The following is a 24,389-nucleotide window of genomic DNA, read 5'->3' on the forward strand; positions in this document are numbered from 1 at the left end:
TCATGGGTGGTCTGGTCACCTCGATGCTCGACGGCGTAGCCGGATGGCTGGCCTCGGCCGCGATGCACACCCTGCTGTGGATCAGCGGCGTCCTGGACAAGTACGGGTTCTCGGTGCCCGACGTCACCGGGCTGCAGCCGACGCAGGCTCTCGCCGGGCGGGCCCGCACGATCACCGACATCGTCTTCCCGATCGTCATCGTCGCCGCCGGGGCGATCGGCATGACCTACAGCTCGGTCCAGATCCAATACCAGGTCAAAGACCTGCTGCCCCGGCTGTTCGTGGGCTGGGTCGGCGCGCACTGGTCGCTGCCGATGTGCGGGCTGATCCTGCGGTTCGCCGACGCGTTCATCCATGCGCTGACGACGCCGATGCCGGACGAGACGACCTCGTTCCACCGGCTGAATTCGCTGATCGCGCTCAGCCTCGGCATCGACCCGGCAGGTGACTTCGACGACCCGATCAAGGTCGGGCTGCTCGGCACGATCATCACCGTCCTGGTGGTGATCCTCGCCGCATGGCTGGTGCTGACCTGGATCATCCGCTACGCGCTGCTGATCATCCTCGTCGGACTGTCACCTCTGGCCATGGCCAGCTACAGCCTTCCGCAGCTAGAAGGCGCGGCCCGGCTGTGGTGGCGGACGCTGATCGGCTGCCTGGCGATCCCCGCCGCGCAGGCAACCACGTTTTCGGCCGGCATGTGGATCCTGCTCGACCCCGCCGCCGGCCTGCCCGCCGGGGTGAAACCCGACGACGCGGACAGCCGGCCGATCACCTTGTTCGCGGTCCTGGCCATTCTGCTGTTCACCGCGAAGATCCCTAGCCTGGTGTCGCGGTATCTGACCTCCAGCGGCACCCCGAAAGGCAGCTTCTTCAGCCAGGTCGCCCGGGTCATGGTCGTGCACCGGATGACCAAGGCGTTCACCCGCCGCATGGGCGGCACCAGCCGCCGCGCCGGCAGGGTCGCCGACGCCACCGCCGACGGCGCGATCGCCGACGGCGTCCCCGGCATAGGCCGCGGCACACCCGCCGCGGCCCGGCGTCCGCCGATCAGCGAAGGAAACGGCCGCGCCCGGGTGACCGCCCGGCAGAAGGCGGCGCTGCCACCACCTCCCCGAGACCTGTGAACGAACGGAGCAATCGTGATGCGTGCCGAAGAACCTGTTGACCTGTCCACGCCGATGCCCGCCGATCTGGACACCCCGGACAAGGTCGCCTGGGGTTTGACATTCCGGCAGGTGGCCATCCTCGCCGCCGGTGCCGCCGCAGCGTGGCTGGCCTACCGGACCGTCGCCGGCGCGCTGCCACCGCCGGTGTGGCTGGTGCTCGCCGTCCCATACGCGGCGCTGTTGTTCGCTGTCGCGGTCGGTCGCCGCGACGGGCTGAGCCTGGACCGGTGGCTGGGCCACGCGATCACCTACCTACGGGCGGGCAAGCTGCTGGCACCCGGCATGCCGGGCCAGCGGGTGCCGGTCGATGTCGACGGCCGGACGCCGAAGCTCGGCCCGCTGCGGCTGCCCGCCGACGCGATCAGCCCAGCGGGGCTGATCCGCCACGGCGGCCAGGTCGTCGGGGTGGTCGCCGCTAGCACCATCAACCTCGAGCTGCGCGCACCGGCCGAACAGGCGGCGCTGCTGGCCGGGCTCGGCCGCTGGCTCAACACGCTGAGCACACCGACGCAGATCGTGGTGTCCACCCGCCGCTGGGACCTGTCCCCGGCAGCGGACGCCCTCGTCGACCGGGCCGAAACGATGCCCGACGGGCCGCTGCGCGACACCGCTCTCGACCACGCTGCGTTCCTGTACGACATCGCCGAACAGGCCGATCCGCTGCGCCGGCAGATCCTGATCGTGCACACCGGCCGTGATCCAGCAGCCGTGTCCCGGATGCTCGCCGGCACGGCCGCGACGCTACGCGGACTCGGCGCGACGACCCGCGTCCTGGACGGGCCAACGGTCACCGGCGTCCTCGCGGCCGCCTGTGACCCGTACCGGCCCCCTGCGGAGGCGAAGCGGGCCGTCCCCGGTCAGCCGGTCGGCACCTGCGCACCGTCGGGCCGAAACACGCCGGACACCCTCGACACCGATATCGACGTGACCGTCGCGTGTGGACCGTCCGTAGTCAAGGTCACCTCGTCAGCGATCGTCGTCGGTGACGACCACGCCGCCACGTTCGCCATCACCGGCTACCCGCCCGAGGTCGGCCCAGGCTGGCTGGCCGCGTTGTTCACCCTGCCGCTGTGGATGGATGCCGCGGTGCACATCGAACCGATCCCCGCCCCGGTCGCGGCGGACTTCCTGCGCCGGCAACGCGCCCGCCTGGAATCGTCGCGACGCCTCGACGCCGGCAGCGGCAAACTCGCCGACCCCACCGTCGACGCGGTCGCCGCCGACGCGGCCGGACTGGCCGACCGGGTCGCCCGCGGCGCCGGCCACCTGTCCCGGACCGGGATTTACCTCACCGTCCACGCCCGCACCGGCACCCAGCTGGCCGAGGCCACCACCCAGCTGCAGGCCGCCGCCTCCGGGATGCTCCTCGACCTGCGGCCGGTCACCTGGCGGCAGCTGCAAGGCTGGACCGCCACCCTGCCACTCGGCGTGGACCCGATCGGGATGCGCAGGATGTTCGACACCGACAGCCTCGCCGCCGCGTTCCCCTTCGCGGCATCGGACCTGCCCGCACCGCTGCCCGGCGACCCGCCGGCCACCGGCGGCCAGCTTTACGGGCTCACCGCCGGCGGCACGGGGGTCACCTGGTGGGACCGCTGGTCAGCCGCCAACCACAACCAGGTCGTCCTCGCCCGCTCCGGCGCCGGCAAGTCATACCTGACCAAGCTGGAGATCCTGCGCGCCCTGCCCCACGGCATCGGGGTATCCGTGGTTGACCCCGACGACGAATACGCGGCCCTCGCCGCCCAGGTCGGCGGCGTCACGATCGCCCTGGGCGCGCCCGGTGTCAGGTTCAACCCGCTCGACCTGCCGACCGGGATCCGCCGCCCCGACGAACTCGACCGGCGCATCGGATTCCTGCACACCCTGCTCGATGTGATGCTCGCCGGCCGCACCGGCGATGGGCTGACCGCAGACGAGCACACCATCGTCGACAAGGCCGCCATCGCCTGCTATCGCACCGCCGGGATCACCGCCGACCCCGACACCTGGGGCCAGCCGGCACCCCTGCTGGCCGACCTGGCCGACACGCTGCGCGCCAACGGTGATCCCGCCTGGACCCGGCTGGCTGACCGGCTCACCCCGTGGACACATGGCAGCCACAGCGCTCTGTTCGCCGGGCAGACCACCACCCGGCCCGGTGGGCAGTTGACCGTCTGGTCGCTGCGGCAGCTGGCCGACGAGATCCGCCCGATCGGGATGCTGCTCGCCCTCGACGCGATCGACACCCTCATCGACACCCCCGGCAGCGACGGTACATTGCAGCGACGGCTGGTGGTCGTGGACGAGGCGTGGCTGCTCATGCGCGACGGGGAAGGCGCCAAGTTCCTGCTGAAGATGGCCAAGTCCGCCCGCAAACGCGGCGCCGGACTCACCGTGGTCACCCAGGACACCGCCGACCTGCTTTCTTCTGACCTGGGCATGGCGGTGGTGAACAACAGCGCCACCCAGATCCTGCTGCAGCAATCCGCCCAAGCCATCGACATCGTCGCCGACCGGTTCGCGCTGACCGCCGGCGAAGCACGAGCCCTTCTGACCGCGGAAAAGGGAACAGCGCTTTTAGTGTGCGGCGCCAGCCGCACCCTCTTTCAAGTCGTCGCCTCGAGAACCGAAGATTCGGTCGCCCGCACCGGTCTGAGTGCCGTCTCCCGCTGAGCCTCTGTCCGGCCGCGAACCCTCGCGGTACGTGCCTTCTCCTTTCACCCGCCGCAGGCCACCCATGAGGTGGCCTGCGGCGGGTGTTTCGCAGGAAGGCGTCAGCCATGTCTGCCAACCCCTTTCCCCTGCAAACGGTGAGTGGCATCTGGGACCAGATCGTCGCCTACCGGTTCCTGGCCGCCGCGGTCGCCGCGACAGCGGTCTGCGGCTGGATCGCCGGCTCCAACCTGATCGCCCGATGGAGGCACCAGCACCATGCGGCCGGTGCCCGCACGATCGTCATCGCACCACCACCGCAGGTCGACCCGGCCGGGGCCGCTGACCTGTGGCGGGCCTTGACCGGGCTGCTGATCCCCGCCACCTGGCGACGCCGCCTGTGGGGCACCGCCCATATCGGCCTGGAGTACATCTGGCACGGCCGTCAGCTGACCATCGCCCTGTGGGTGCCAGGCACGGTTCCGCCCGGCGCGGCCGAAGCAGTCGTGCGCGCCGCGTGGCCCAGCGCCACCGTCACCACCGAGACGGCCACCGATCCGATCCCCGCCGGCGCTCACGTCGCCGGTGGGCAGCTGACACCCCGCTACCCGGACGCGTTGCCGCTGCGCTTCGACTACGACACCGACCCGCTGCGGCCGCTGCTGTCCGCCGGCGCGCAGACCCGTACCGGCGAGTCGACGATCGTGCAGATCCTCGCCCGGCCCGCCACCGCTCGCCGGGCCCGCCGCCTCCGCGCGGTGCCCCGCGCCATGCGCGGAGCGGCCAGCCCCGCCCTCGCTGACCGGATCCTGCGAGCGGCGGTGACCGTGGCGCTGCTGCCCATCACCCTGCTGCTCGAACTGTTCACCCCCGCCCGCGCCAGCACACCATCAGGGGTGCGCCGGCCGCCGGTGCGTGACCCTTTGATTGACCGCGACATCCGCGCGGTCACCGACAAGGCCGCCACCGATCCGCTGTTCGAGGTCGCGATCCGCTACGTGGTCACCGCCACCACCCGGCCAAGGGACAACCCGGCCGCGGCCGTGCCGCGGCTTCGGGGACGAGGGCATCAGATCGCGGCCGCGTTCGCCGCGCACACCGGCCGCAACAGCCTGCACCGCCGCCGCCTGCACCACCCAGCCGCAGTCCTCGGGGCACGGCGGCTGCGGCGGGGGTTCGTCGCCGCCCTGCCGGAACTGTCCGCGTTGGCGAAGCTGCCCGACGACCTGGCGGTGCCCGGCCTGGACCGGGCCCGAGCCAAAGCCGTCCCCGTCCCGGTCGCCGTCCCCACCGGCGGCCGCGGCACCCGCGTGCTCGGCGTCGCCCAGATCGGCGGCCACAAGGTCGCGCTACCGGTCGACGACGCCCGCCAGCACCTGCACATCGCCGGCAAGACCGGCGCCGGGAAATCCACCCTGCTGGCGAACATGGTGTTGGCCGACGTCCACGCCCGCCGGGGTGCGGTGGTCATCGACCCACGCGGCGACCTGATCCTCGACATCCTCGACCGGCTACCTGCCTCGGCGGCCGACCGGGTCGTCATCATCGACCCCGACCAGCCCGGCCACGTCGCCTGGAACCCCCTCGAAGGCGACGACGAGCACCTGGCCGTCGACAACATCACCAGCGTGTTCGCCCGGATCTTCTCCAAGTTTTGGGGACCCAGGATCGACGACACGCTGCGGGTGTCGCTGCTGACCCTGCGCGGGCACGCCAACGCCACCCTGTCCGAAGTCCCGCCGCTGCTCAACAGCGACGCGTTTAGGGCCCGGTTCACCGCCGAACTCGACGACCCGGCCGGGCTGCACGGCTTCTGGGCCTGGTACGACGGCATGAATCCCGCGGCCCGCGCCCAGGTCATCGGACCCGTCTTGTCGCGGTTGCGGCAGTTCCTGCTGCGGCCGTTCGTGATGCAGACCATCGGCAGCCCCAAGTCCACCTTCGACATGGGCCAGATCCTCGACGGCGGGCTGCTGCTGTGCCGGCTACCCAAAGGCCAGCTCGGGGAGGACACCACCCGCGTGCTGGGCAGCCTCCTCGTGGGCCGGGTGTGGCAGGCCGCCACCGCCCGCGCCGCCCACCCGGAGCACACCCGCCGCGACGCCACCCTCTACCTCGACGAAGCCCACAACTTCCTGAACCTCAACAACTCCGTCGCCGACATGCTCGCCGAAGCCCGCGGCTACCGGCTGTCGATGGTCCTCGCCCACCAGCACCTCGACCAGCTGCCGCCCGACGTGCTGTCAGCGATCGCCGCCAACGCCCGCAGCAAGTTGTTCTTCACCGTCTCACCACGCGACGCGAAGATCCTGGCCGAGCACACCGAACCCGAACTCGACGCCCACGACCTGTCACATCTGGACGCGCGGCACGTCGCCGCGAGGCTGCTGGTCGGCGGGCAGGAAACCCGCGCGTTCACCATGACCACCCTGCCGATGCCACCAGCGGTGGGGGAGACCACCGCGATCCGGCAGCACGTCGCGGCCGCGCACCCGCCGCAGCCGGACTCGGCGCTGCGCAAGAGCGCCAAACGGGCGATGAAAGCCGACCAGGCCAAACGAGCCGCCCGCGACGCCCGCCAGCAACCAGCCCCGCCCCCACAGCCGTAGAGCACTCGCCGAAGTTCCTGATGCGGCAAGGGTTTCGGACACCCTTTCGCACAGGGCTGCGACAAGGGCCGTCAGCAACGCGAAACCCACAACGAACCCTGATAGCGGCTCCCACCTGCGGGAATCGGATCACCGCCGATGCGAACTCCCTAACGGGACTCCTCTCATGGGGCCGGCGCCCCGTTCTCACCTCACTTCTGCCGCCCCCACCCTGCTCCATCCGAACCGGCCTGCCCAACTCCCACCTGTCTGCGGCTTCGGCCGTGCAACCGCTCATGTCAGGAGACACCATGCCCTCCGCACCCGTACGTGACCTTCTCAGCGTCATCCACCGGCTCACACCCCGCGACGAGCAGCTGCTGATGTGGCTGCACCATCACCAGCTGCTGACCGGCAACCAGATCCTGCGGGCGCTGTTCGGGTCCCAGCGAGCCGCGCAGCTGCGCCTGGCGACCCTGCGGAATCTGGGGTTCGTGACCAGGGTCGCCCGCTACCTCGGCGGCCCGGCCGCCCGGGTCGGCTGGACCCTGGGACTCAATGGCGCCCGCTACACCCACGCGGTGCTCGGGCTCGCACCACCGCGACCGGCCGTGCTGGCGCACCGCAACGCCGCCATCGCCGCCAGCCCCCGCCTTTCCCACCAGATCGGGGTCAACGAGTTCTTCATCCGCCTGCACACCTACGCCCGCCACCACGCCGGGCACGAGCTGAACCAGTGGTGGTCGGAGCAGCAGGCCGCCGCCGGGTTTCCCGACGTGCATCCCGACGCCTACGGCCAATGGACCGCAGACGAGCACAGGGTCGGGTTCTTCCTCGAGTTCGAGACCGGCAGCCAGCATCCGCCGGCGCTGATCGCCCGCCTCGACGACTACCGCTCGGCCGCCGAGGCCGGCACCCGCCGGCCGATCCTGATCTGGGTGCCCACCGCCGGCCACGAACAGGCGGTGCACCAGACCCTGGCGCCGCACGTCGGTGACCTGCTCGTGGCGACCGGACTGCACACCGACGAACCCGCCGAAGCCCGGCTGCTGCCGATCGGATCACCACCGGGCCGGCGGCTGCGGCTGGCCGATCTGCCGCCGCTGTCAGCGGCCGAGCCCCACTGACACGCTGACAGCCGCCATACCGGGAGCGTCGTGTCGCTGACAGTGCAGGTCAGGGCATGTCTCACCGGTCGGGGTCTGTCAGCGGCGCTGGCTACGGTCCACCACGTTCGTATCGGCGAACGTCATGGCACCACCCCGTCCCCGGATGTTCGGAGACACGCGGCGCCCACCGGCCCACCCGCCCCACAAGGGGCCGGTCGACCGGCGACCAGCGCCCGTGACAACTCCATTCATCCCCGCGGCCGGGAACCCACCCCGACACCACGCCCACAGAGGCGAGACAGGAGCAGCGCTATGTTCCAGGAGACGACCCCCGACGGGTCCACCATCACCCGCACGCTGGTCGTGTGCCTTCCCGCAGACAGCGACAGCTGGCTGCCGGCCGCCGTCGAAGGCCTGATCGGGCACACGACGCCGACACCGGTGACCCGGTTCGCCGTCACCCGCAAAGGCATGCTCGGCTGGATCCGCAGCTGGTCTGACCGGGGGCTGACCGGCGTACGCAAGCAGCACGGCCGCATCGCGGCCGCCGCCGGTGGCAGTCTGGGGCGTCTCGACCTGACGCTGACCAAGCACCACGCCTGGTATGACGCGATGCTGCGCCATCAGACATGGCAAGAAGCGGTCGAAGGCACCGGGCCAGCCCGGGAGTGGACCACCTATCTGGCGCGGCATCTGGCCAAGCCGGAGAAGTACAGCCGCAACCAGGCGTGGCTCGACTTCCGCAATCAGCCCCGCATCACGGCGATGCTCGTGCACAACGCGTGCGGTGGAAGCGTCGACCTCGACCCCATGGAAGTCGGCCTATTCCAAGCCGGAGCCGTGGCCTACGGCCGATTCTGCGCCATGCGTGAAGTATGCGGCGACGCCCTGGTTACCGAGTCCGGCAGCATTCTGCGTCCAGCCGACACCAGCACCGAAGCCCGCCTGCAGTATTTGAAGACGGCCTGGCAGACCCTGTCCACCCTGCCCACCCGGCAGCGGCTGGTCGCCCTGCGTCTTCCCTAAGACCCCAACCCTCCTCCCGTTGGGGTGTGTGCGCCGCCGGGAGCATGGCGCCCGGCGGCGCACTACATCCTCCCCGACCCTGAGGCTCGGGGGCCTGGCCGGCGCACGGAGCGCCGGCGACCACCACGCTGCCGCGCAGAAAGCGCGGCCCTTTTCCTCTTCCCCTCGTATCGCATTGCGGCCGCACCGGACCTTGCCGGGCGGCCCTTTTCGCATGCCCACAATCCGGAAGGCCACCCATGTTCTCGATCTTCAACCATGACGAGGTCCCGGCGAAGGTCCTCGTGTGCCTGCGCGGCGGGCACGAGTCCCGGCCGGAGCTGCGGCATCGCATCGCCGCAGCGCTGTCGCCCTACGCTGTCCGCGGCATCGTCGCCCACCAGCCGATGATCGCCCGCCCGGCCGCCGACTGCGACCCGTTCGCCACCACAGCCGACGCGCACGGCCCCCGCGGGCTACACGCCCGCACCACCGCCGGCGGTGCGGCCGCGGACCTGGCCATCGCCCTGCACCACAACTGGATTCACGCCGTTTTGAACACCGGGATCGCCTCACCACTGCGGTCATATGTGGACGACGCCGCAGCAGGTGACACGCTGCGAGACCGGGTCGCCGCCTTCGAACGGCAACCCCGCGTCAAAGCCATGCTTCGCGCTGAACGGAACGGCACGCGATTCCCGCGCGCGGACTACGGGCCCGGCCTGTCGGCCCACCAAGCCGGCCTGAACCGCTACGTGCCGTACTTCTTCGACAGCGCCCTGTTCGGCGACGCGCTGATCACCGTCGACGGGGACCTGATCGCCCCCACCGGCGACGGCGGGCCCCACGACGTGCCGATCCTGCCCCGCTCCTGGCACACGTACCTCGAACGCATCCGCTACCACCAAGCCGCCCGCGAGACGCTGTGCGAGTACGGCCACGACGCGGTGGTCGTCGCCGTCGACGTGACGCTGCGATCGCGGCCGGTGCGCCGCCAACGCGTGCAGATCGACCACCCGTTCCTCGGCACGGTCACCCTCACCACCGTCGACGTGCCAGAAGCCCACGATCCCACCGACCTGATCGTCTGCCCGCTGCTCACCGCGGGACTGCTCGGCCGGCCCGCCCTCGCCGGCACCATCCTCGGCCAGGTCCGCGTCCACGGCCCCCGCGCCGACGCGATCGCCCTGCGCGACCCCGCCGACCAGCGCCGCGGCCGGCGAACACACCTGGGCAACCACCGCAACCAAGGTCAGGCCGCCGCCGCACTGCTCGACCACTACCTGGACCAGCAACGATGACCACACCAGCCGCACTCCAACCGAACCCACAGCCGCCGATCGGCGACGAGCAGCCACATCCGGCGCTGCTGCTGGTGGCCGGCCACGCCAGGTTGCTCGGCTACACCACCTATCCGGAACGACTCGGGCATGCCATGACCACCGCACCCGCCGATGTCGCCGCCTGGATCACCGCCGGGCTACGCCACGCCACCGCCGCCGCTCTCATCGACCTCGGCAACACCTGCGCAGGCGCACCCGATCTGCTCTACACCGCTGGGCTCATCAGCATCCCGGGCGCAGCCGACCGCTACATCGCCGGCACCGCCGTCCGGTTCGCCACCACCTGCGACACCCTCGCCTCCACGGGGCTCGTCCGCTACCAGCCCGCCACCGAACACCCTCACCTACCAGCGGCTGGCACCCGCCGCGCAACCCGTAGGAGACAACGATGAGCAAAGCCAACCCCGTCCCCGAGCACCGGGGGCACGATTGCCTGCAGGCGGGCCAGCTGACCTGTCGCGGGTTCTACGGGGCGCCCGGCGTCGGTCAATCCTTCGGTGCGACCTCTGCGACCGCGGCTGGGCAAGGTCAACGGGACGTTCTATCCCGCCGAGTGGGGTGTGCACATCCTCAGCCCTGAAGAGTGCGTATAGCGGCTACCGCCGCGGATCGTAGAAACCGGTCCCGAGTTGGCGCTGTCGTGATACGGCACCAGGTCCAAACGGCGGGCATCGGCGGCTGGACCGATGCCCGCCGATCTGGGTGCTGAATGGGTGGCCCGGTTCGGCACCACGGGGAAATGTCGAGCCGGGCCGCTGCCCTCGAGCGTACGCCGCAGCGCCGTACTCAGGCCATAACCCCGACGCTTCATCGCGTCCACTCAAGACACACCGTAGGCCGGGAGCACCTAGTCCCCCATCGCGTCGCCGCCGCGTTACCCGGACGGGCACGACGCGGTCACGGGGCTACCGGCCCGCCTCGCGTATCGCCGAGCCGGAGACAACCGGCCGCCACATCCGCCTGGAGGTAAACAGTCATGCTCGGAATCGGCAAGCTCCTCGCCAGCCTGCTGGCGGGTATCCTCACCCTCATCCTGCTTGGCGGCTTCGTCGTCACCGGCGGACTCGGCTCCGCCGCTGCCGGCTGCGCCCCGATCACCACCACCTCAAGCCCCAATCTGATCCCCGTACAGCAACAGCACGCGGCCGCGATCGTGACCGCCAGCCACGACAGCGGCGCCGGCTCGTACGGGGCGACGATCGCGATCGCCGTCGCGTTACAGGAATCAGGGATCCTCAACCTCGCCAACCCGGCGGTGCCCGCGTCACTGTCGATGCCCCACGACGGCGTCGGCACTGACCACGACAGCCTCGGACTGTTCCAGCAACGCCCGTCAACCGGCTGGGGAACCCCCGCCGAGCTGATGACGCCGGCGACCGCAGCCCAACGGTTCTACAGAAGCCTGCTCAAAGTCCCCGGGTGGCGCACCATGCCACTGACGCAGGCCGCCCAAGCAGTGCAACGCTCGGCTTACCCGGACGCGTATGCCAAACACACTGCCGCGGCGCAGACGATCGTCGCAAACACCTCGCTGCGGCTCGGGATCATCGTCGACGTCTGCGACACCATGGCGGGCGACGGCTGGACCGCTCCCGTGCACGCCCCGATCGTCTCCGGGTTCCGCACGCCCAGCCGACCGACTCACAATGGCGTCGACCTCGGCGCCGCCCGCAACACTCAGATCCACGCCGCCGCCGATGGCACCGTCATCGTCGCCAAGTGCGATGTCGGCGATTGCGACCACGACGGTTCACCCAGCACACCGGGCTGCGGCTGGTTCGTCGATATCCGGCACGAGGGGCAGATCATCACCAGGTATTGCCACATGGTCCAGCGGCCCTTCGTGGCGGTCGGCGACCACATACAAGCCGGGCAAGTGATCGGCCTCGTGGGGACGTCCGGGCACTCGTCCGGACCGCACCTGCATTTCGAAACGCACCTCAACGGCGACCGGTCGTTCGCCGGAGGAGTGGACCCGGTCGCGTTCATGGCGAGCCACGGCGTGACGATCGGGCAATCCGGATAGACAACGCCGCTCGTTCGGCGTCGAACCCCGACGGCACGCCGCTCGACGCGGACGCGTTCTGGCAGCCCGCACTGAACGTCCGCAACAGGTCGTCAGCCCGCTTCGTACCGGGTCTGCGCCTGGGCCTCGATTTGCTCGCGAGTCACGATGCTTTCGGCCAGCTGAAGCGGGACAAGTGTGCGGGAAGTCGGAACCATCCAGGTGTCACCGTTGTCCGCGGTGCAGTGGAGCCACAACCGGATCGGATAGGTGTATCTCTGCCATTCCTCGTCGGACGCGGCCCTCATGTAGAGGGTTTGATCGCCACCGGCGTACAGCCGGAATGTCTCGGTGTCGATGGGGTCGCTGTAGTGCTCGCTGGTGTCATCCCAAATGAACGGCCCGAAGTCTTCCTCGGTATCGGTACGGCCAAAGACGCGCGGCCGGACTGACGCGACGACATCGACCCAGGGCAGCGATTTGGAGTCGGTCAGTGTGATGCTGCACGCGGCCAGCCGGTTGTCCATGACCAGGCCCTCGAACTCGAGCTGAAACTGCGGCCGGTTCTCGGCGTGCCACCGTGCTTTCTCGATCTCCGTCAGCACCGCGGTCGCGTTCGCGGCATGCTGCGAAGTCCGCCAAGAGTAGTAGGCCACGATTGCGGCGATGACGGCCACGGCGACGCTGGCTAGCGACCCAATAGCGCTGATGAGTTCGGCGTCCACAAGCTACCCTAACCCTCACGTCACTGCGGCGTGACCAGGCCAGATGCGCTTATGGGGTGCCGGTTCGGTTCCAGAACCAGTCCGGCATGCCGGGCGCGTGAAGGCCCAGTTCGGCCAGCGCAGCCCACAGCACACTGTCCCAGTCGATACGGTGATCGAACAGGCCGGGCCCGTAGTCATGGCCGCCGTCGACATCGTGGCGGTCACCGGCGTCGTACGTGACCTCCTCGGCGGAGTCCAGGATGAACAGCACGAACCGTGACGGGGCCGGCTCGTCGAGGGCATAGACCCCGGAGCTGGGCGGGAGGGACTGAGCAGGTGCCGGCGGTGCGCTGGCCTCACGGGTCCAGCCGGGCGGTGACAGTTCGACGGCCGTGTCCAGCACGAAAGGCAAGACGGCGTCCCGTCGCATCCCCGGCGGCAGGCTGCCCGCGGTGCCGCAGATCTCGGCGCGACCCCAGCAGCGACAGCGCCGATCGGCCGACGCTACGGCTCGCCAGATCCACCGGCCCCGACCCGCGCATTTGCCTCGAGCGTCTGCCGACGCCATCGCAGAACGCCGTCAGAGCGATGCGTTCATCGCACGCGCTGGTCGCGACACGCGCGGGTCGACCAGACGCGAAATGTCCACAGCCCGCGGGCCTCATCATCCCCGCCGACCGGCGGAACGCACGCAGCCCTCCGCCGCGGGCGTCGCCCGAACCATGGAACCCAGCTAGGAGAGGATGTAGCGCGATGCCCCCAGAACCCACGATCGATCTTGCCGTGATTCGGCCGCTGCTGGTCAGCCTCGGCCTTGCCGACCGCAGCCAGCCAACGCTGCTGTACGCGCGTGACCAGGCGACCAGCTGGCGAGTGTCGCCCGCCGACATGGACTGGGACCGAGGTGTTGCCGTCTGCCTCATGGTCCTGTCGTACCTGCGGACATGGCTGGACGACCTCACCGACGCGATCGGAATATGGCTCCCCGTCTACCGTGCGGTCATGCTGGTCGACACGGAGATGCGCTGTCACGTTCTTGGCCTGGACGGCATCACCCCGCACGTTCCGGCGACCCAGCGGGCTCTGATCGCCGGTGAACTGCGTGGGCTCATGGGAAACGCGTTGGGACGCCCCGGCCGAGGCAACCGGCTGAACCCGCCGATCCTGGTCACCTGCGACCTGGCAGGCGCCGAGGCGCTGATGCACCCTCATCTGGGCGGAGTGCGGCTCGGCATTGTGCCACCCGTGCAGGCGAAACCGTTGTGGGCCACGTCGGTGAAGGTCTTCGTCCACCACGATGCCCTGGACCAGGTGTGCGCGTTCGAAGCCGATCCGCGCGCCGACGTCACGATCCTCGCCGAAACGATCACCCCGCAGGTGCGGGTGGCGGCCGGCCGGCTGCGCACTGACGCGATACTGCGCTGGCCGGCGGCCGCCGGCGAGCTCGCCGATATGCTGCGCCGCCATCAGCAGATGCAGACGCTGACCTGGTAGCAGCCACACCGGGCCGTAGGCCGGGTGATGGACGCCGACCGGTGCTGGGGCACCGTTCCCGCGCAAGGGCTCGACGGCGCCGGTGAGCGAAGTGAGGTGTCACCCAGCCGGGTTCGGCGTCCATCACCCGGCGGTCATGGCGGCGCGATTCCGCCGAACGCGGCCCGCTCGTCGTACAGCTCGCCGGTAGCCAGGCAGTGGTGCAGGCCGGCCAGCAGCCGCCCGGCGACGTGCCGCAGCGCGCCTGGGAAGGTGTCGCCGTGGGCGCGGCGGGTGTCGTAGACCGCTCGGCAGCCGGGGGAGCGGGTCAACGCGGAGAACGCCCACTGGTGGCAGGCGGTCTTGAGACGGCGGTTGCAGACCCGCCTATGCAAGATCACTTTGCTGGAGCCGCTGGCCCAGGTCACGGGTGACAACCCGGCGTAGCCGCGAAGTCCTTTCGCGGTGGCGAACCGGGTTGGGTCGTCGCCGATTTCACCGAGCAGCCGTGCCGCGAGCAGTGTTCCGCAGCCGGGAAACGATAGGTAGATGGCCGCCTGCGGATGCAGGGCAAGCTGCGCGGCGATCTGCTGCCGTAGGTGCTGTTCGGTGTGGCATGCGGCGTCGAACAGGCCGAGAACGGCGCTGATCTGCGCGGCCATCGCCGTCTCCACCGCGGGGTCGAGGCGCAGGACCGGCAGGGTGAACAGGTCTCGCAGCCGGTAGGCCTCTGCGTCCACCAGCCGTCTGCGGCCTGCCGCCGCGAGGATCTTCGTCAGCCGGTACTGGGTCAGCTTGGCCGCGGTGGCCGCGTTGGGTGCTGCGGCGAGTACCGCGCGGGCTTCGGGTCGGGCCAAGCCGTGATCGAGGTGGGTCCAGGCGGTCACCGCGTGCGGATGTCCTTGGCGCAGGAGCGACCGTAGCTGGGCTTGCAGCCGCAGCCGGGTCCGCTGGGTGCGGTCGTGCGCGGCGATCAGGACCCCGATCGCCGTGGCTTGCGGGCTGTCGACGGGTTGTGGGCGCAGCCGGCCCCAGCCGTCGCGCACGGCCAGGGCGATGATCTCGGCGTCGGTGCGGTCGGATTTGCGGGGTACCGGCGACAGGCTTTTGCGCATCGCGGCGATCCGATGCGGCGGGATGTGGATCACCGGCTGGCGGCGGGCGCGCAGGGTGGCCGCCAGGAGACCGTCGGCGGTCTCGATGCCGATCGGCACGTGCCGGCGGCCGTGTGTGTGGGAGTTGCGTAAACCGTCCAGCAGCCGGAACAGGTCCGTGACGCCCTGCGGGGATTCCTCGATCCGGGCCCGGGTTACCACCGCACCGTCGCGGCTGATCACGGCGACGTCGTTGAGTCCTTCGGACCAGTCGATGCCGCAGATGAACGCGGGCAGTCGTGACATGCGGGTTTCCCCCTCGCCGGTGGCGTACAGACGGATCCACCGGTCGCACGACAGGGCACGCCTCGCAGGCCCCTGCGCTTGGGCCTATGTGCGCGAGGTGGGCCGATGGTGGCGCACCGGTGGTGGGGAAGCCCCCGCGTGGGCGGGGAACATGCCGGCGGTTGCGTTCACGAAGGGCCCCACAGTGGTTCGTGACCAGGCGACGCCCAGCACCATAAAGGACACGCCTATCGGGTGGCAAACTGCGACTGGTGACGGCTGGGGGAGTGTTCGCCACCAGCAAACATCGAATGATGTCACTTGATGTGTGGCGGTGTTGGCGGTGCGGTCGTGGTCGACCGACCACCGTCAGGAGGCATCTGTGCAACCGTCACCGTTCACCATCCTCGACCCGCGCGGCTTCGCCGACGCTGTGCCGGAACTCGCCCGCTATCCCCTGGAGACCATCCGCGGCTGCCTGGACGCGGCGATCGACGAAATGACCGTCACTCCGATCCTTTCCTGCGCCGACGCCAGCTACCTCGTGACCCCCGCCTTCGCCCTGGCGGTCACGGATCCGGCTGCCACCGATGAACACGGCACCGTCCTGTTCCGGTCGGTCGGCGTCCACCAGGTTCAAGCGATGCTCGGGCTGCGATTCCTCACCCCCCGCGCTGCTTTGACATGGCTGTCCGACGATGAGCCAGCCGTGGCCCACCACGCTGTGCACAGGGCGGTGAAGGCCGCACACGCCGTCGGCATCGCCTTGCTGGCAGGAGGTGAATCGGACCTGCGGCTGCTGCTGCCCGGACTGTCCGAACTGGTCACCGCAGCCGCGGACAGCCTGGCCGTACTCGGCCCGTACTGCGGCGATCACGTCCCGCTCGCCGAACAAGGTGCTGACTCCATCGGCAACCTGCTGCGTGTCGCGGGACAGCAACTGCTGGACCTGCGCGACCTGTGCGTCGCACACCCCGTCGACGGCCATGCCCTTCCCCAACTGACCAGCGTCACGGTGACCGAAGGCGCATCAGGCGTCATCGCCGTCGGCGAATTCCGCACTGGCAACCCCGGAAGCGAACCGGATGGGCTTTTGACCACCGGCGGGCATCCGAGCATCACCGAAGCCGTCAAGGACCTCGCCGCCACGGCAGCCCGCTGCAACCTCATCCTCGACGACGCCGAACTATCGGTCCCCGACCGCACCCCCGACCACGAAACCGAACTGGCAGCAGCCGCCGCCGCACATCGGCTGCGCTGGAAGCCCTGACACCCCACCAACACGACCGGCGGACGCCCACAAGGCGTCCGCCGGTTTCGCATGCCCGCCACTCATCGGCGGCACGCGCACGCTACCGCCGATCGGCGGTACACACGCCCCGCATTCCTCGATGACGAAGGACAACAGTCATGCACGTGCCTGACGGCACCGAACTACTGCTGTGCATCCCCGGTGGCAGCAGCCTGCCCCTCGAAGACCAGATCACCGCCCACCTCGATGGACTGATCACCGCCAGCCAGTTCACCCCGATCCCGCACTTGCACACCACCCGCCAGAACCATGCCGTCACCTTCGGCGCCCGCCCGCTGCCGGACCCGATGCTGGCCGCCTGCGCCCTGCCGGCCCGCCACTGGCAGCCCGGCCCGCTGATCCGCGCCCTGGCCGAGGTCGCCACCAACGACTACCTCCAGTGGCACACCCGCTACGGCGATCTTCCGCCCGCCGCTCCGGCCCGCTGCTTCCTGCCGTTCACCGACCGCGGGTTCAGCCCCGCCGACCATCGGCACGGCGCCCAACAGTGGGCCACCCAACCACTGATCGCCGCCCTGCGCCAGGAGGACCCACAGCACGTGGCCCGCTACAGCGGCACGCGGCTGGAAGCTCTCGGTGCCGGCCTGCCGACCTACATCGACTACATCATCGGCACCCATCTGCTGCCCGACGCGCTGATCACCACCAGCCGGCAGGTCATCGCGACTGCCCCCGACCGGCCGCACCGACTTGTCACCCTGCGCGAGGTGATGGCCCACCGCGACCGGGTCTGCGACCACCTGTCCACTCTCGACGGCGATGAGCTGCTCGTGACCGTCGCCGCCGGCCACCACGACCCAACGCAGGGCTGCACATGCCAGGCATGACACCCGCGACCCGCCCACCGGCATCAGCACGGCGACCAATTACGCCGCCGCCGTATCCCGACCGCGCATGGGCAGCCAACGGACCGCGACCGCACGATCGGGGAGAAACGGAACAGCGATGACACCACCGCTATCGGACCGGCCGTCCGCGACCGTCGCCGACCTACGCGCGTTCCTCGACGAACTACCAGAGCTGGAGGTCATGCCCGCGCCGCAGGCCCGCCAGTTCGCCGGCAACGTGCGCCGCTACCTCAACGACGTCGGCGTCCTCAACAGCGACACCCTGACGAGCCTGTCGCTACCGGACCTGGCCGGCCTGCAACAGCACGCCCGGCCCCGCCTGTCGGCCACCACCCGCGCCACCTACAACAACCAGCTGCGACAGGCGATCGCCATGGTCATCGCCCGGGCCGCGGACGACCCGCTCTGGGCGCTCGGCACCCGGCGACGCCCACCACGGCCACCGGCCACCGGCGCACGACGTCCAGCCGGCGCCCGCAGATCACCCAGCCGCCAGCACCACACGGCATCCGCCCGCCCGCCAGCGTCCACCGACCCACCAGCCGGCACCCAGCCTCAACGACCCGAACCTGTGCAGCCACCGGCCTCACCGCCGATGATCACCTACCCGTTTCCGCTGCGCGATGGGCAGCGCGCCGAACTGACGCTACCGGCGGTCCTAGACACGGCCGACGCCACGCGGCTGGCCGCGTTCATCACCGCGCTGGCGATCGACCGCAGTCAGACGGTCATCTGACCCAGGTCAAAACCGTGGGGGACAGGCGGTCCCCGGCCAGTGCCCGACCGCTCTGACACGGGCTGGCACGAGTCACCGAACCACATCCTGCACGTCCACAACCGGGCGCCGCAGCGGGACACCTTGTCTTGCCGCCCCGGGCCGGGACGGCGGTGTGCCCGCCGCGGCGGCCGGACCATCTCCTCTGGAGGAACCATGTTCGAGCCATCCGCGTTGATCGACTCCATGCTGGACGCGGTCGCCCGCCGCCGCGGAGAGTCGGCACGCATGCGCGCGGTCACCTCCCGCGTGGCCGAGTTCGCCAGCCCCACGCAGGCCCGGCTGGCCGCCCTCGCCCAGGACCCCGACGCCCGCACCATCGCCGACCAGTTCATCGACTCCTGGTGGTCCGACGCACAACGCCAGCAGCGCACCCTGGACCGTGCCGACATCGGCGAGGTCATCATCGGCGCAGGTTTCCACGCCGCTGTCTACGCCGCCGTGCGCGTGCGCGCCGGGAACCCCAAGCCGCTGGTACTGGAAGCCAGCGGACGCACCGGCGGCACCTTCGCCATGACCGAGCGGCCGGTCTTTCACCTCAACTCCCACACCCGGCCGGGCCTGGCCGGACCCGCCGGCGACGCCGACGCGAACCTCAACTATCTACCCGGCGCGCCGATCCAAACCGACCACCTGCCCAGCGCGGGTGAATACCAGACCAACACCGACATGGCGCTGGTGATCCGCCTCGCCCTGGCGCAGTACGCCGACGTCGTGACCAACGCCAGCGTCAGTTCGGTAGGCGGTGACGACGACGGAGTCCTGGTCGAGACCGAAGACGGCCCTGCAGTGTTGGCACAGCGGGTCATCGACGCCCGCGGCATCGGCGACCCCGTCAGCGCCAAGCTCACCAACGGCACCACCATCACCACCTTCGGCCAGTTCATGGCCCGCATGGCCACGATCTGGCCGCTGCGCGGCATCCGCCGGGCGGCGGTGATCGGCGGCGGCGACTCCGGCAAATGCGCCGTCGAGGCACTGCTCGAGCTGGGACCGCAGCCATTCGTGTCCGCCGCCGGGCTCGATCACGTGAACCGCATCGACTGGTACGCCGCCGACCTGCCCGCCACGTGTGAGCAGTGGCAGATCCAGATGCGCGGCCGCTACCAGGCCATCGGACACTTCCTGCGACTGGGCAGCCGCGGCGGGCAGCGGCTGACTGTCATTGCCCGCCGGGCGAACCCGGTCGCGGTCCCCGACGGCGCCCTGGTCGACGGGCGCATGTACGACCTCGTCGTCCTGTGCGTCGGCAACACAGAAACCACTATCGACGGCCTCGAATTCGACGCGTTCGGCGAATACACCATCAACGACGGCACCAGCATCGCCCGCAAACACGTCGACCAGCCCGTGTTCCGCGTCGGCCCGCATGCCCGGTTGCCGTTCAACTATCAGGAACGCCAAGACGGGGTGGCCGACCTTCCCGGCAACGCGGTGTCGATGTTTCGCACTAGCGGCAAAACCGCGGCCCTCGCCGCGACACTGCCGTCCCTGACCCGCAACTAGGCCGCCGGTGGTCTGCCGAGGCGAGAAGACAGCCTCGCCTCGGCAGACGGCCCACCGCCCACGGCCGTGTGACTTGATCTTTCGCCCAACCCGCCGCTGGATCGACATGATCCGATGGAAAGGGGTTTCGATGACCACGCTCACCGGCAGCCGTGTGGATGTGCTGCTGCTCAACGACGCCCGGCAGGTCCTGGCCACCCACCGCCCCGGCCCGACCGGCCGCTGCGACCAGCTGCACTGCCACGGCCAGCTGTGGCCCTGCATCCCAGCCGCGACCGCCCGCCGTGCGGCAGCCCTCGCCCGAGGGCGACAGCCCGCCGCACCCGGCAACCGCTGGGCCATCACCCTGCCAGGACACCAGACGCCGCCCACCGCCCAGATGCCCGCCCGGCTCGCCGACGTGCTGGACACCCTCTACTGGTTCCCGACCGCCACCGTCACCGCGATCGCCCGCCGCTGCCGCACCAGCACCGCCGCCCTGCGCCGCACCCTGGCCGAACTGCGCCATCACGGCCTCATCCACGCCGTCACCAGTTAACCCGACACATCCGCGACGCCCCGCCCGGCCCCTGCCTCTAGCAGCCGACGGCGGGGCGTCGTGACCTTCCCGGACAACGGCCGCCGCTCCGGCACCCACCACACCTGGAGGAAACATGATCACCCTCAAGTTCGCGCTCACCGACGTGCTCACGCTGGCCGAACACGCTGCCGCCGCACCCGAGCACGCGGCCACGCTCGACCCCGACCTCGCCGCACAGCCGTCACGGCCCCGGCTGATGTGGTTCAAAGACGACGGCACCTACCTCATGAGCAGCGGCATCCCGGGGCTGCTGACCGACCCCGGCGATCCCGAGTCGAATGTCGTCGTCTACGCCCACGGCTACGGACCCGGCAGCCGCCAAGACCTCGGCCACATCGAAGAGATCGGCGGCAACGACTTCATCGAAGACTTCCCCCTCGACGCGCCGTTCGGCACACACCCGACGTTCCTGGACGCCCTACGGAAGGCAGGCGCCCTGGGCTACCAGTGGCTGACCCTCGACCTGCCGGACTCCCGCCAGGTTGCGATCGGCATGGCCTCCGACCGCTGACCGCACCCCATCCCTCATCCGCCCTCAGCGACGCCGATCTGACGTGGCGATGACTTGATCTTCCGCGCCACCGCGGCGTGGATGTTTCCCAGGGGCCGTGCCTCACCCGCCGTCTCTGCCCTGAGCGGCACCGGAGAGCCATGGCCTCGGCCTATGTCCGCATAGCCCGGGGACGGCGCAGCTTGGAACCCTCGCCGCCCCCGGTGCTCCTACTAGTCAGGAGCACTGTCCATTGTTCACGCGAACCACTCTGGTGACCATCGGCGTCGGCGTGGCCGCCGCCACCATCGCGAGCCTGGCCCGGCAACGGCAAATCACCGACCTACGCGCACAACTGTGCCGAGCCCGTCACGCCGCCGCCCACGACCCGCTCACCGGCCTGCTCAACCGCGAAGGCCTCCTCGCACAGCTACAGCAACTGCTGGCAGCCGACCGGCCGGTGTGGGTGTGGCTGGCCGACCTCGACCAGTTCAAACAGGTCAACGACACCCACGGCCACGATGCCGGCGACCAGGTGATCATCGAAGTCGCACGGCGGATGCGCACCATCACCCGCCACGGCTGGCAGATCGGCCACCTGCACGGCGACGAGTTCGCAGGATGCGGCCCCGGCGACCTCGACACCGGCATCAGCGCCGCCATCGCGATCCGCAACGCCATCGGCCAGCGGCCCTTCCAGCTCCCTGGCTGCCCACCGCTGGAGATCAAAGTGTCGATCGGCGTCGCCGCCTATCGGGTCGGGCTGACCGCACCCCTGCTGTTCAAACACGCCGACCTGGCCATGTACCAGGCCAAAGACGACACCACCAAAGTCGTCGCCCACCGGCCCAGCGGCAACGACATCGACCACATCCCGGTCCGGCCAGCCGTACGCGACCGCGACCGGCCCCGCCACCGATAAACCCCCATCCCGCCTGGCCAGGCACACCCACCGGCCCGGCGCGGGCCACCGGTGCGCCTGGCCCCACCTTCAGCGTGAGGCACCTGCATGAACCTTCGTAACTACACCCTCGTCCTGACCACCGACGGTCCCATCCCTGAGACGGTCGGCCGCCTGCTGTCCGACATCCGCACCGACCTGCTCACGTTCACCTACCCACCAGGCGGCGACGGGCCGATCGAAGCGCAGCTGCGTGGATCCGCCGACCCAGCTGTGGTCGCCGCTGTCGTCCGGCACACCCTGGCCTCCCTCGGGCGCGGCGTCCTCGCCGGTCGGCTGATGTACGACACTGATACCGGCGACGCGCCGTACGCCGGCGTGGACCTGTTCTGCCCGCGCCGGGTCGCCGGCTGCCCGCTGCCACCGCACCTCGGTCCCTGCCCTACGCCGCCTATCGCCCGCCACACCCTGGTCGACGTGACCCTGACCGGAGGGATGGGACCGTACCGGGCGACGATCATCGGCTACCACGAGCCCGGCACCACATCACCGGCCGCGATCAGCCGCAGCGGGCTGCTGCGCATCGGCGACGACCTGCACACCGCAGGCCGAGGTGAACTGCTTCTGTCCGACGACGGCACCGCGATCGTCATCACCACCAGCGACGACGGCACTGCGAGCAAGCTGCTGCTCGACCGGGACGACGACGGCCTCGACCGGCTGCCGCACGGCTGGGCCCAAACGGTCCGCCCGATACGCACCCGGCTGAACTATCGCGGGCTGACCTTCCGCCGGGCACATGTACGGCGGCCCGACCTCGCCGACGGATACCCGGCGTTGCTGATCCAACCCGAGTACCGCGGCGTGGTGCCCTGGCTGTCCCGCGACACCCTGCAGCAGCTGGCAGACGACCTGCACGACACCAACAAACAGTATGACGGCGGGGGAGGGGACCAGATCGTGGTCACCGATCCCGACGCCGTGCTGTTCCGCGTCGACCACGGCACACGAGACGCCTTTCCAGTCACGATCCTGCGTCCCAACCGATTTGGCCTGTATCCGACCGGCCGCACCCGAATCGGGTGGACCGCCCAGCCGACCGCCGAACCACCGCTGACCATAGCCACCGTCACCCTGAACGGCACCAGTATCGAAGTCGACGCGTTCGTGCCCCGTGACACCCCCATCGGCCTGCCCGTCAGCCCACTGTTGACCATCTCCGGCGTCACACAGCTCGCCGCCGCCCTCGACACCGCCGGCGAACAGCAGACCCGCGCTCGGCTCACCGTCGAAGACCACGTCGTGCACCTGCACACCACCGGGACCGGATCCACCGACCCGGAAGTCCTGCGGCCAGACGGTTTCGGGCTGCGCACGGTGCCCGTCGACGGCTGGCGCTGGCACCGGACGGCATAAGCCAGGCGCGGCGAGAAGCGCGTCCGTATCGGTGCATCAATGACCTCCACATGCTGCGCCCCACCTGAACGCCCAGGACCGTAGCCGCACTCGGGCTCATTTGACGCGCGTCCCATCGGCCCAGCCCAGCGGCCGGCGACGACATCCATCTGTCGCGACTTGAACGCCACCCGCCAGGGAGCGTTCATCAGCATCCACACCTTGACCGACAGGCCGAACCGTCAGCTCCCGCGCAGGGCATCCGTATCGGGCGCCGTCGCGCGGGACAGCAACAGGGCGCCGACCACATCCGCCCATACATCTGAATCAATCATCCGAGGAGCCGCGATGACTTCCGCACAGCAAGCGATCCTGACGGATCTGAAGACGCACGGTCCGGCAACCGCCGCCGTGATCGCCGAACGCACCGGGCTTGGCTACTCCACCGTCACCGCCAGCCTGCGCAAAATCGCCGGCGCAGGACAGGTGCACCGCGACGACACCAGCACCTGGACCGTCGCCGAACCCGCTGGGCCGACCGAGACGACCACGCCAGCAGCCACCGACCCCGCCTTCGCTGCTGCCGACCCCGCCGAGCACGGCGGAAGCGCCGACCCCACCACGCCTGCCACCCGGCAGCCTGACGACCACGCCGAACCGCAGCCCGAGCGGGCAGAACTCGCCGCAGCCGATCACGACCCGGACGAGCCCGCCGCAGCGGCGCAATCGCAGCCCGAGCAGGCCGAGGAGCCCGAGCCGGCTGACGACAACGAGACGACAGGGCCGAACGGTCCCGATGAGGACCACCCCATCAGCAGCCCCGCCACCACTTCCGCCATAGCTGACAGTGGACAGCCAGCCGCCGTGCCAGAGGACACGCCGCGCCGGCGGTACACCCGCTCAGGCAAGCCGGTGCGCAAGAAGCACCAGCTGCAAACCGAAGTACTGGCCTACCTGACCGCCCACCCCGGGCAGCAGCTCACCCCACACACCATCGGCAAGGCCATCGACGCCGCCGACGGGGCAGTCATCAACGCCTGCAACAAACTCGCCCACGACGCCAAGATTCAACGCGTCGAAACCACCAAGGCCATGTTCATCTACGCCCCCGACGACACCACCGACGTGAGCTGACCGAACACCCGCCCGGCGGTGGACAGGGGCGCCACA

At 70.1% G+C, this 24,389-nt stretch carries 21 protein-coding genes; 18 read left to right on the forward strand and 3 right to left on the reverse strand.

Annotated features, from left to right (window positions below; all coding sequences use genetic code 11):
- The first annotated feature begins 2 nt into the window (after positions 1-2).
- The 8 genes from AB0H43_RS13605 to AB0H43_RS13640 all read left to right on the forward strand — a co-directional run bounded on the left by AB0H43_RS13605 (position 3) and on the right by AB0H43_RS13640 (position 11,874).
- Positions 3-1,127, forward strand: coding sequence for a hypothetical protein (locus AB0H43_RS13605; protein ID WP_359999622.1), 1,125 nt, complete (start codon positions 3-5; stop codon positions 1,125-1,127).
- A gap of 18 nt (positions 1,128-1,145) precedes the next feature.
- Positions 1,146-3,824 (forward strand): PrgI family mobile element protein, encoded by a 2,679-nt coding sequence (locus AB0H43_RS13610; RefSeq protein ID WP_359999874.1) that lies wholly within the window; start codon positions 1,146-1,148, stop codon positions 3,822-3,824.
- Between the two features lie 137 nt (positions 3,825-3,961).
- Positions 3,962-6,412, forward strand: coding sequence for a type IV secretion system DNA-binding domain-containing protein (locus tag AB0H43_RS13615; protein ID WP_359999623.1), 2,451 nt, complete (start codon positions 3,962-3,964; stop codon positions 6,410-6,412).
- 290 nt (positions 6,413-6,702) lie between these two features.
- Positions 6,703-7,518, forward strand: a complete 816-nt coding sequence (locus tag AB0H43_RS13620; protein WP_359999624.1) for a replication-relaxation family protein — start codon at positions 6,703-6,705, stop codon at positions 7,516-7,518.
- Positions 7,519-7,812: 294 nt separating this feature from the next.
- Complete coding sequence (locus AB0H43_RS13625; RefSeq protein WP_359999625.1) at positions 7,813-8,526, forward strand: hypothetical protein; 714 nt, start codon at positions 7,813-7,815, stop codon at positions 8,524-8,526.
- A gap of 239 nt (positions 8,527-8,765) precedes the next feature.
- Complete coding sequence (locus tag AB0H43_RS13630) at positions 8,766-9,806, forward strand: hypothetical protein (RefSeq protein WP_359999626.1); 1,041 nt, start codon at positions 8,766-8,768, stop codon at positions 9,804-9,806.
- A complete protein-coding gene (locus AB0H43_RS13635; protein WP_359999627.1) occupies positions 9,803-10,240 on the forward strand; it encodes a hypothetical protein in 438 nt (145 codons plus the stop codon). The genes AB0H43_RS13630 and AB0H43_RS13635 overlap by 4 nt, the downstream gene beginning before the upstream one ends.
- A gap of 584 nt (positions 10,241-10,824) precedes the next feature.
- Positions 10,825-11,874, forward strand: coding sequence for a M23 family metallopeptidase (locus AB0H43_RS13640; protein WP_359999628.1), 1,050 nt, complete (start codon positions 10,825-10,827; stop codon positions 11,872-11,874).
- A 92-nt stretch (positions 11,875-11,966) separates the two neighbouring features.
- Here AB0H43_RS13640 and AB0H43_RS13645 read toward each other — a convergent pair whose 3' ends face one another.
- Together AB0H43_RS13645 and AB0H43_RS13650 are read right to left on the reverse strand one after the other, a co-directional pair.
- Positions 11,967-12,578, reverse strand: a complete 612-nt coding sequence (locus AB0H43_RS13645; RefSeq protein ID WP_359999629.1) for a hypothetical protein — start codon at positions 12,576-12,578, stop codon at positions 11,967-11,969.
- A 49-nt stretch (positions 12,579-12,627) separates the two neighbouring features.
- Positions 12,628-12,972, reverse strand: coding sequence for a hypothetical protein (locus AB0H43_RS13650; protein ID WP_359999630.1), 345 nt, complete (start codon positions 12,970-12,972; stop codon positions 12,628-12,630).
- Between the two features lie 341 nt (positions 12,973-13,313).
- On the opposite strand from AB0H43_RS13650, the gene AB0H43_RS13655 reads away from it, so the two are divergent.
- Positions 13,314-14,054 carry a hypothetical protein gene (locus AB0H43_RS13655; protein WP_359999631.1) on the forward strand — a complete coding sequence of 247 codons (741 nt, stop codon included), beginning with the start codon at positions 13,314-13,316 and terminating at the stop codon, positions 14,052-14,054.
- A gap of 134 nt (positions 14,055-14,188) precedes the next feature.
- Here AB0H43_RS13655 and AB0H43_RS13660 read toward each other — a convergent pair whose 3' ends face one another.
- Positions 14,189-15,433 (reverse strand): IS110 family transposase, encoded by a 1,245-nt coding sequence (locus AB0H43_RS13660; RefSeq protein ID WP_359999632.1) that lies wholly within the window; start codon positions 15,431-15,433, stop codon positions 14,189-14,191.
- Positions 15,434-15,845: 412 nt separating this feature from the next.
- Between AB0H43_RS13660 and AB0H43_RS13665 the strand changes: the two genes are divergently transcribed.
- The 9 genes from AB0H43_RS13665 to AB0H43_RS13705 all read left to right on the forward strand — a co-directional run bounded on the left by AB0H43_RS13665 (position 15,846) and on the right by AB0H43_RS13705 (position 24,353).
- Entirely contained in the window at positions 15,846-16,682 is an 837-nt protein-coding gene (locus tag AB0H43_RS13665) for a hypothetical protein (RefSeq protein ID WP_359999633.1), read from the forward strand.
- A 140-nt stretch (positions 16,683-16,822) separates the two neighbouring features.
- A complete protein-coding gene (locus AB0H43_RS13670; RefSeq protein WP_359999634.1) occupies positions 16,823-17,551 on the forward strand; it encodes a hypothetical protein in 729 nt (242 codons plus the stop codon).
- Positions 17,552-17,669: 118 nt separating this feature from the next.
- Positions 17,670-18,308 carry a hypothetical protein gene (locus tag AB0H43_RS13675; protein WP_359999635.1) on the forward strand — a complete coding sequence of 213 codons (639 nt, stop codon included), beginning with the start codon at positions 17,670-17,672 and terminating at the stop codon, positions 18,306-18,308.
- A 195-nt stretch (positions 18,309-18,503) separates the two neighbouring features.
- Positions 18,504-19,853 carry a hypothetical protein gene (locus AB0H43_RS13680; protein ID WP_359999636.1) on the forward strand — a complete coding sequence of 450 codons (1,350 nt, stop codon included), beginning with the start codon at positions 18,504-18,506 and terminating at the stop codon, positions 19,851-19,853.
- Positions 19,854-19,983: 130 nt separating this feature from the next.
- A complete protein-coding gene (locus AB0H43_RS13685) occupies positions 19,984-20,391 on the forward strand; it encodes a hypothetical protein (RefSeq protein WP_359999637.1) in 408 nt (135 codons plus the stop codon).
- Between the two features lie 115 nt (positions 20,392-20,506).
- Positions 20,507-20,944, forward strand: a complete 438-nt coding sequence (locus AB0H43_RS13690) for a hypothetical protein (RefSeq protein ID WP_359999638.1) — start codon at positions 20,507-20,509, stop codon at positions 20,942-20,944.
- Between the two features lie 232 nt (positions 20,945-21,176).
- The gene (locus AB0H43_RS13695) at positions 21,177-21,845 is read left to right on the forward strand and encodes a GGDEF domain-containing protein (RefSeq protein ID WP_359999639.1); all 669 of its coding nucleotides are present in this window, start codon (positions 21,177-21,179) and stop codon (positions 21,843-21,845) included.
- Positions 21,846-21,932: 87 nt separating this feature from the next.
- Positions 21,933-23,240 carry a hypothetical protein gene (locus tag AB0H43_RS13700; protein WP_359999640.1) on the forward strand — a complete coding sequence of 436 codons (1,308 nt, stop codon included), beginning with the start codon at positions 21,933-21,935 and terminating at the stop codon, positions 23,238-23,240.
- A gap of 327 nt (positions 23,241-23,567) precedes the next feature.
- On the forward strand, positions 23,568-24,353 hold the full coding sequence (locus AB0H43_RS13705; protein WP_359999641.1) for a hypothetical protein: 786 nt from the start codon (positions 23,568-23,570) through the stop codon (positions 24,351-24,353).
- Positions 24,354-24,389: the final 36 nt, after the last annotated feature.

Origin of the sequence: Hamadaea sp. NPDC050747, assembly GCF_040654195.1 — a bacterium.
Taxonomy (GTDB): domain Bacteria; phylum Actinomycetota; class Actinomycetes; order Mycobacteriales; family Micromonosporaceae; genus Hamadaea.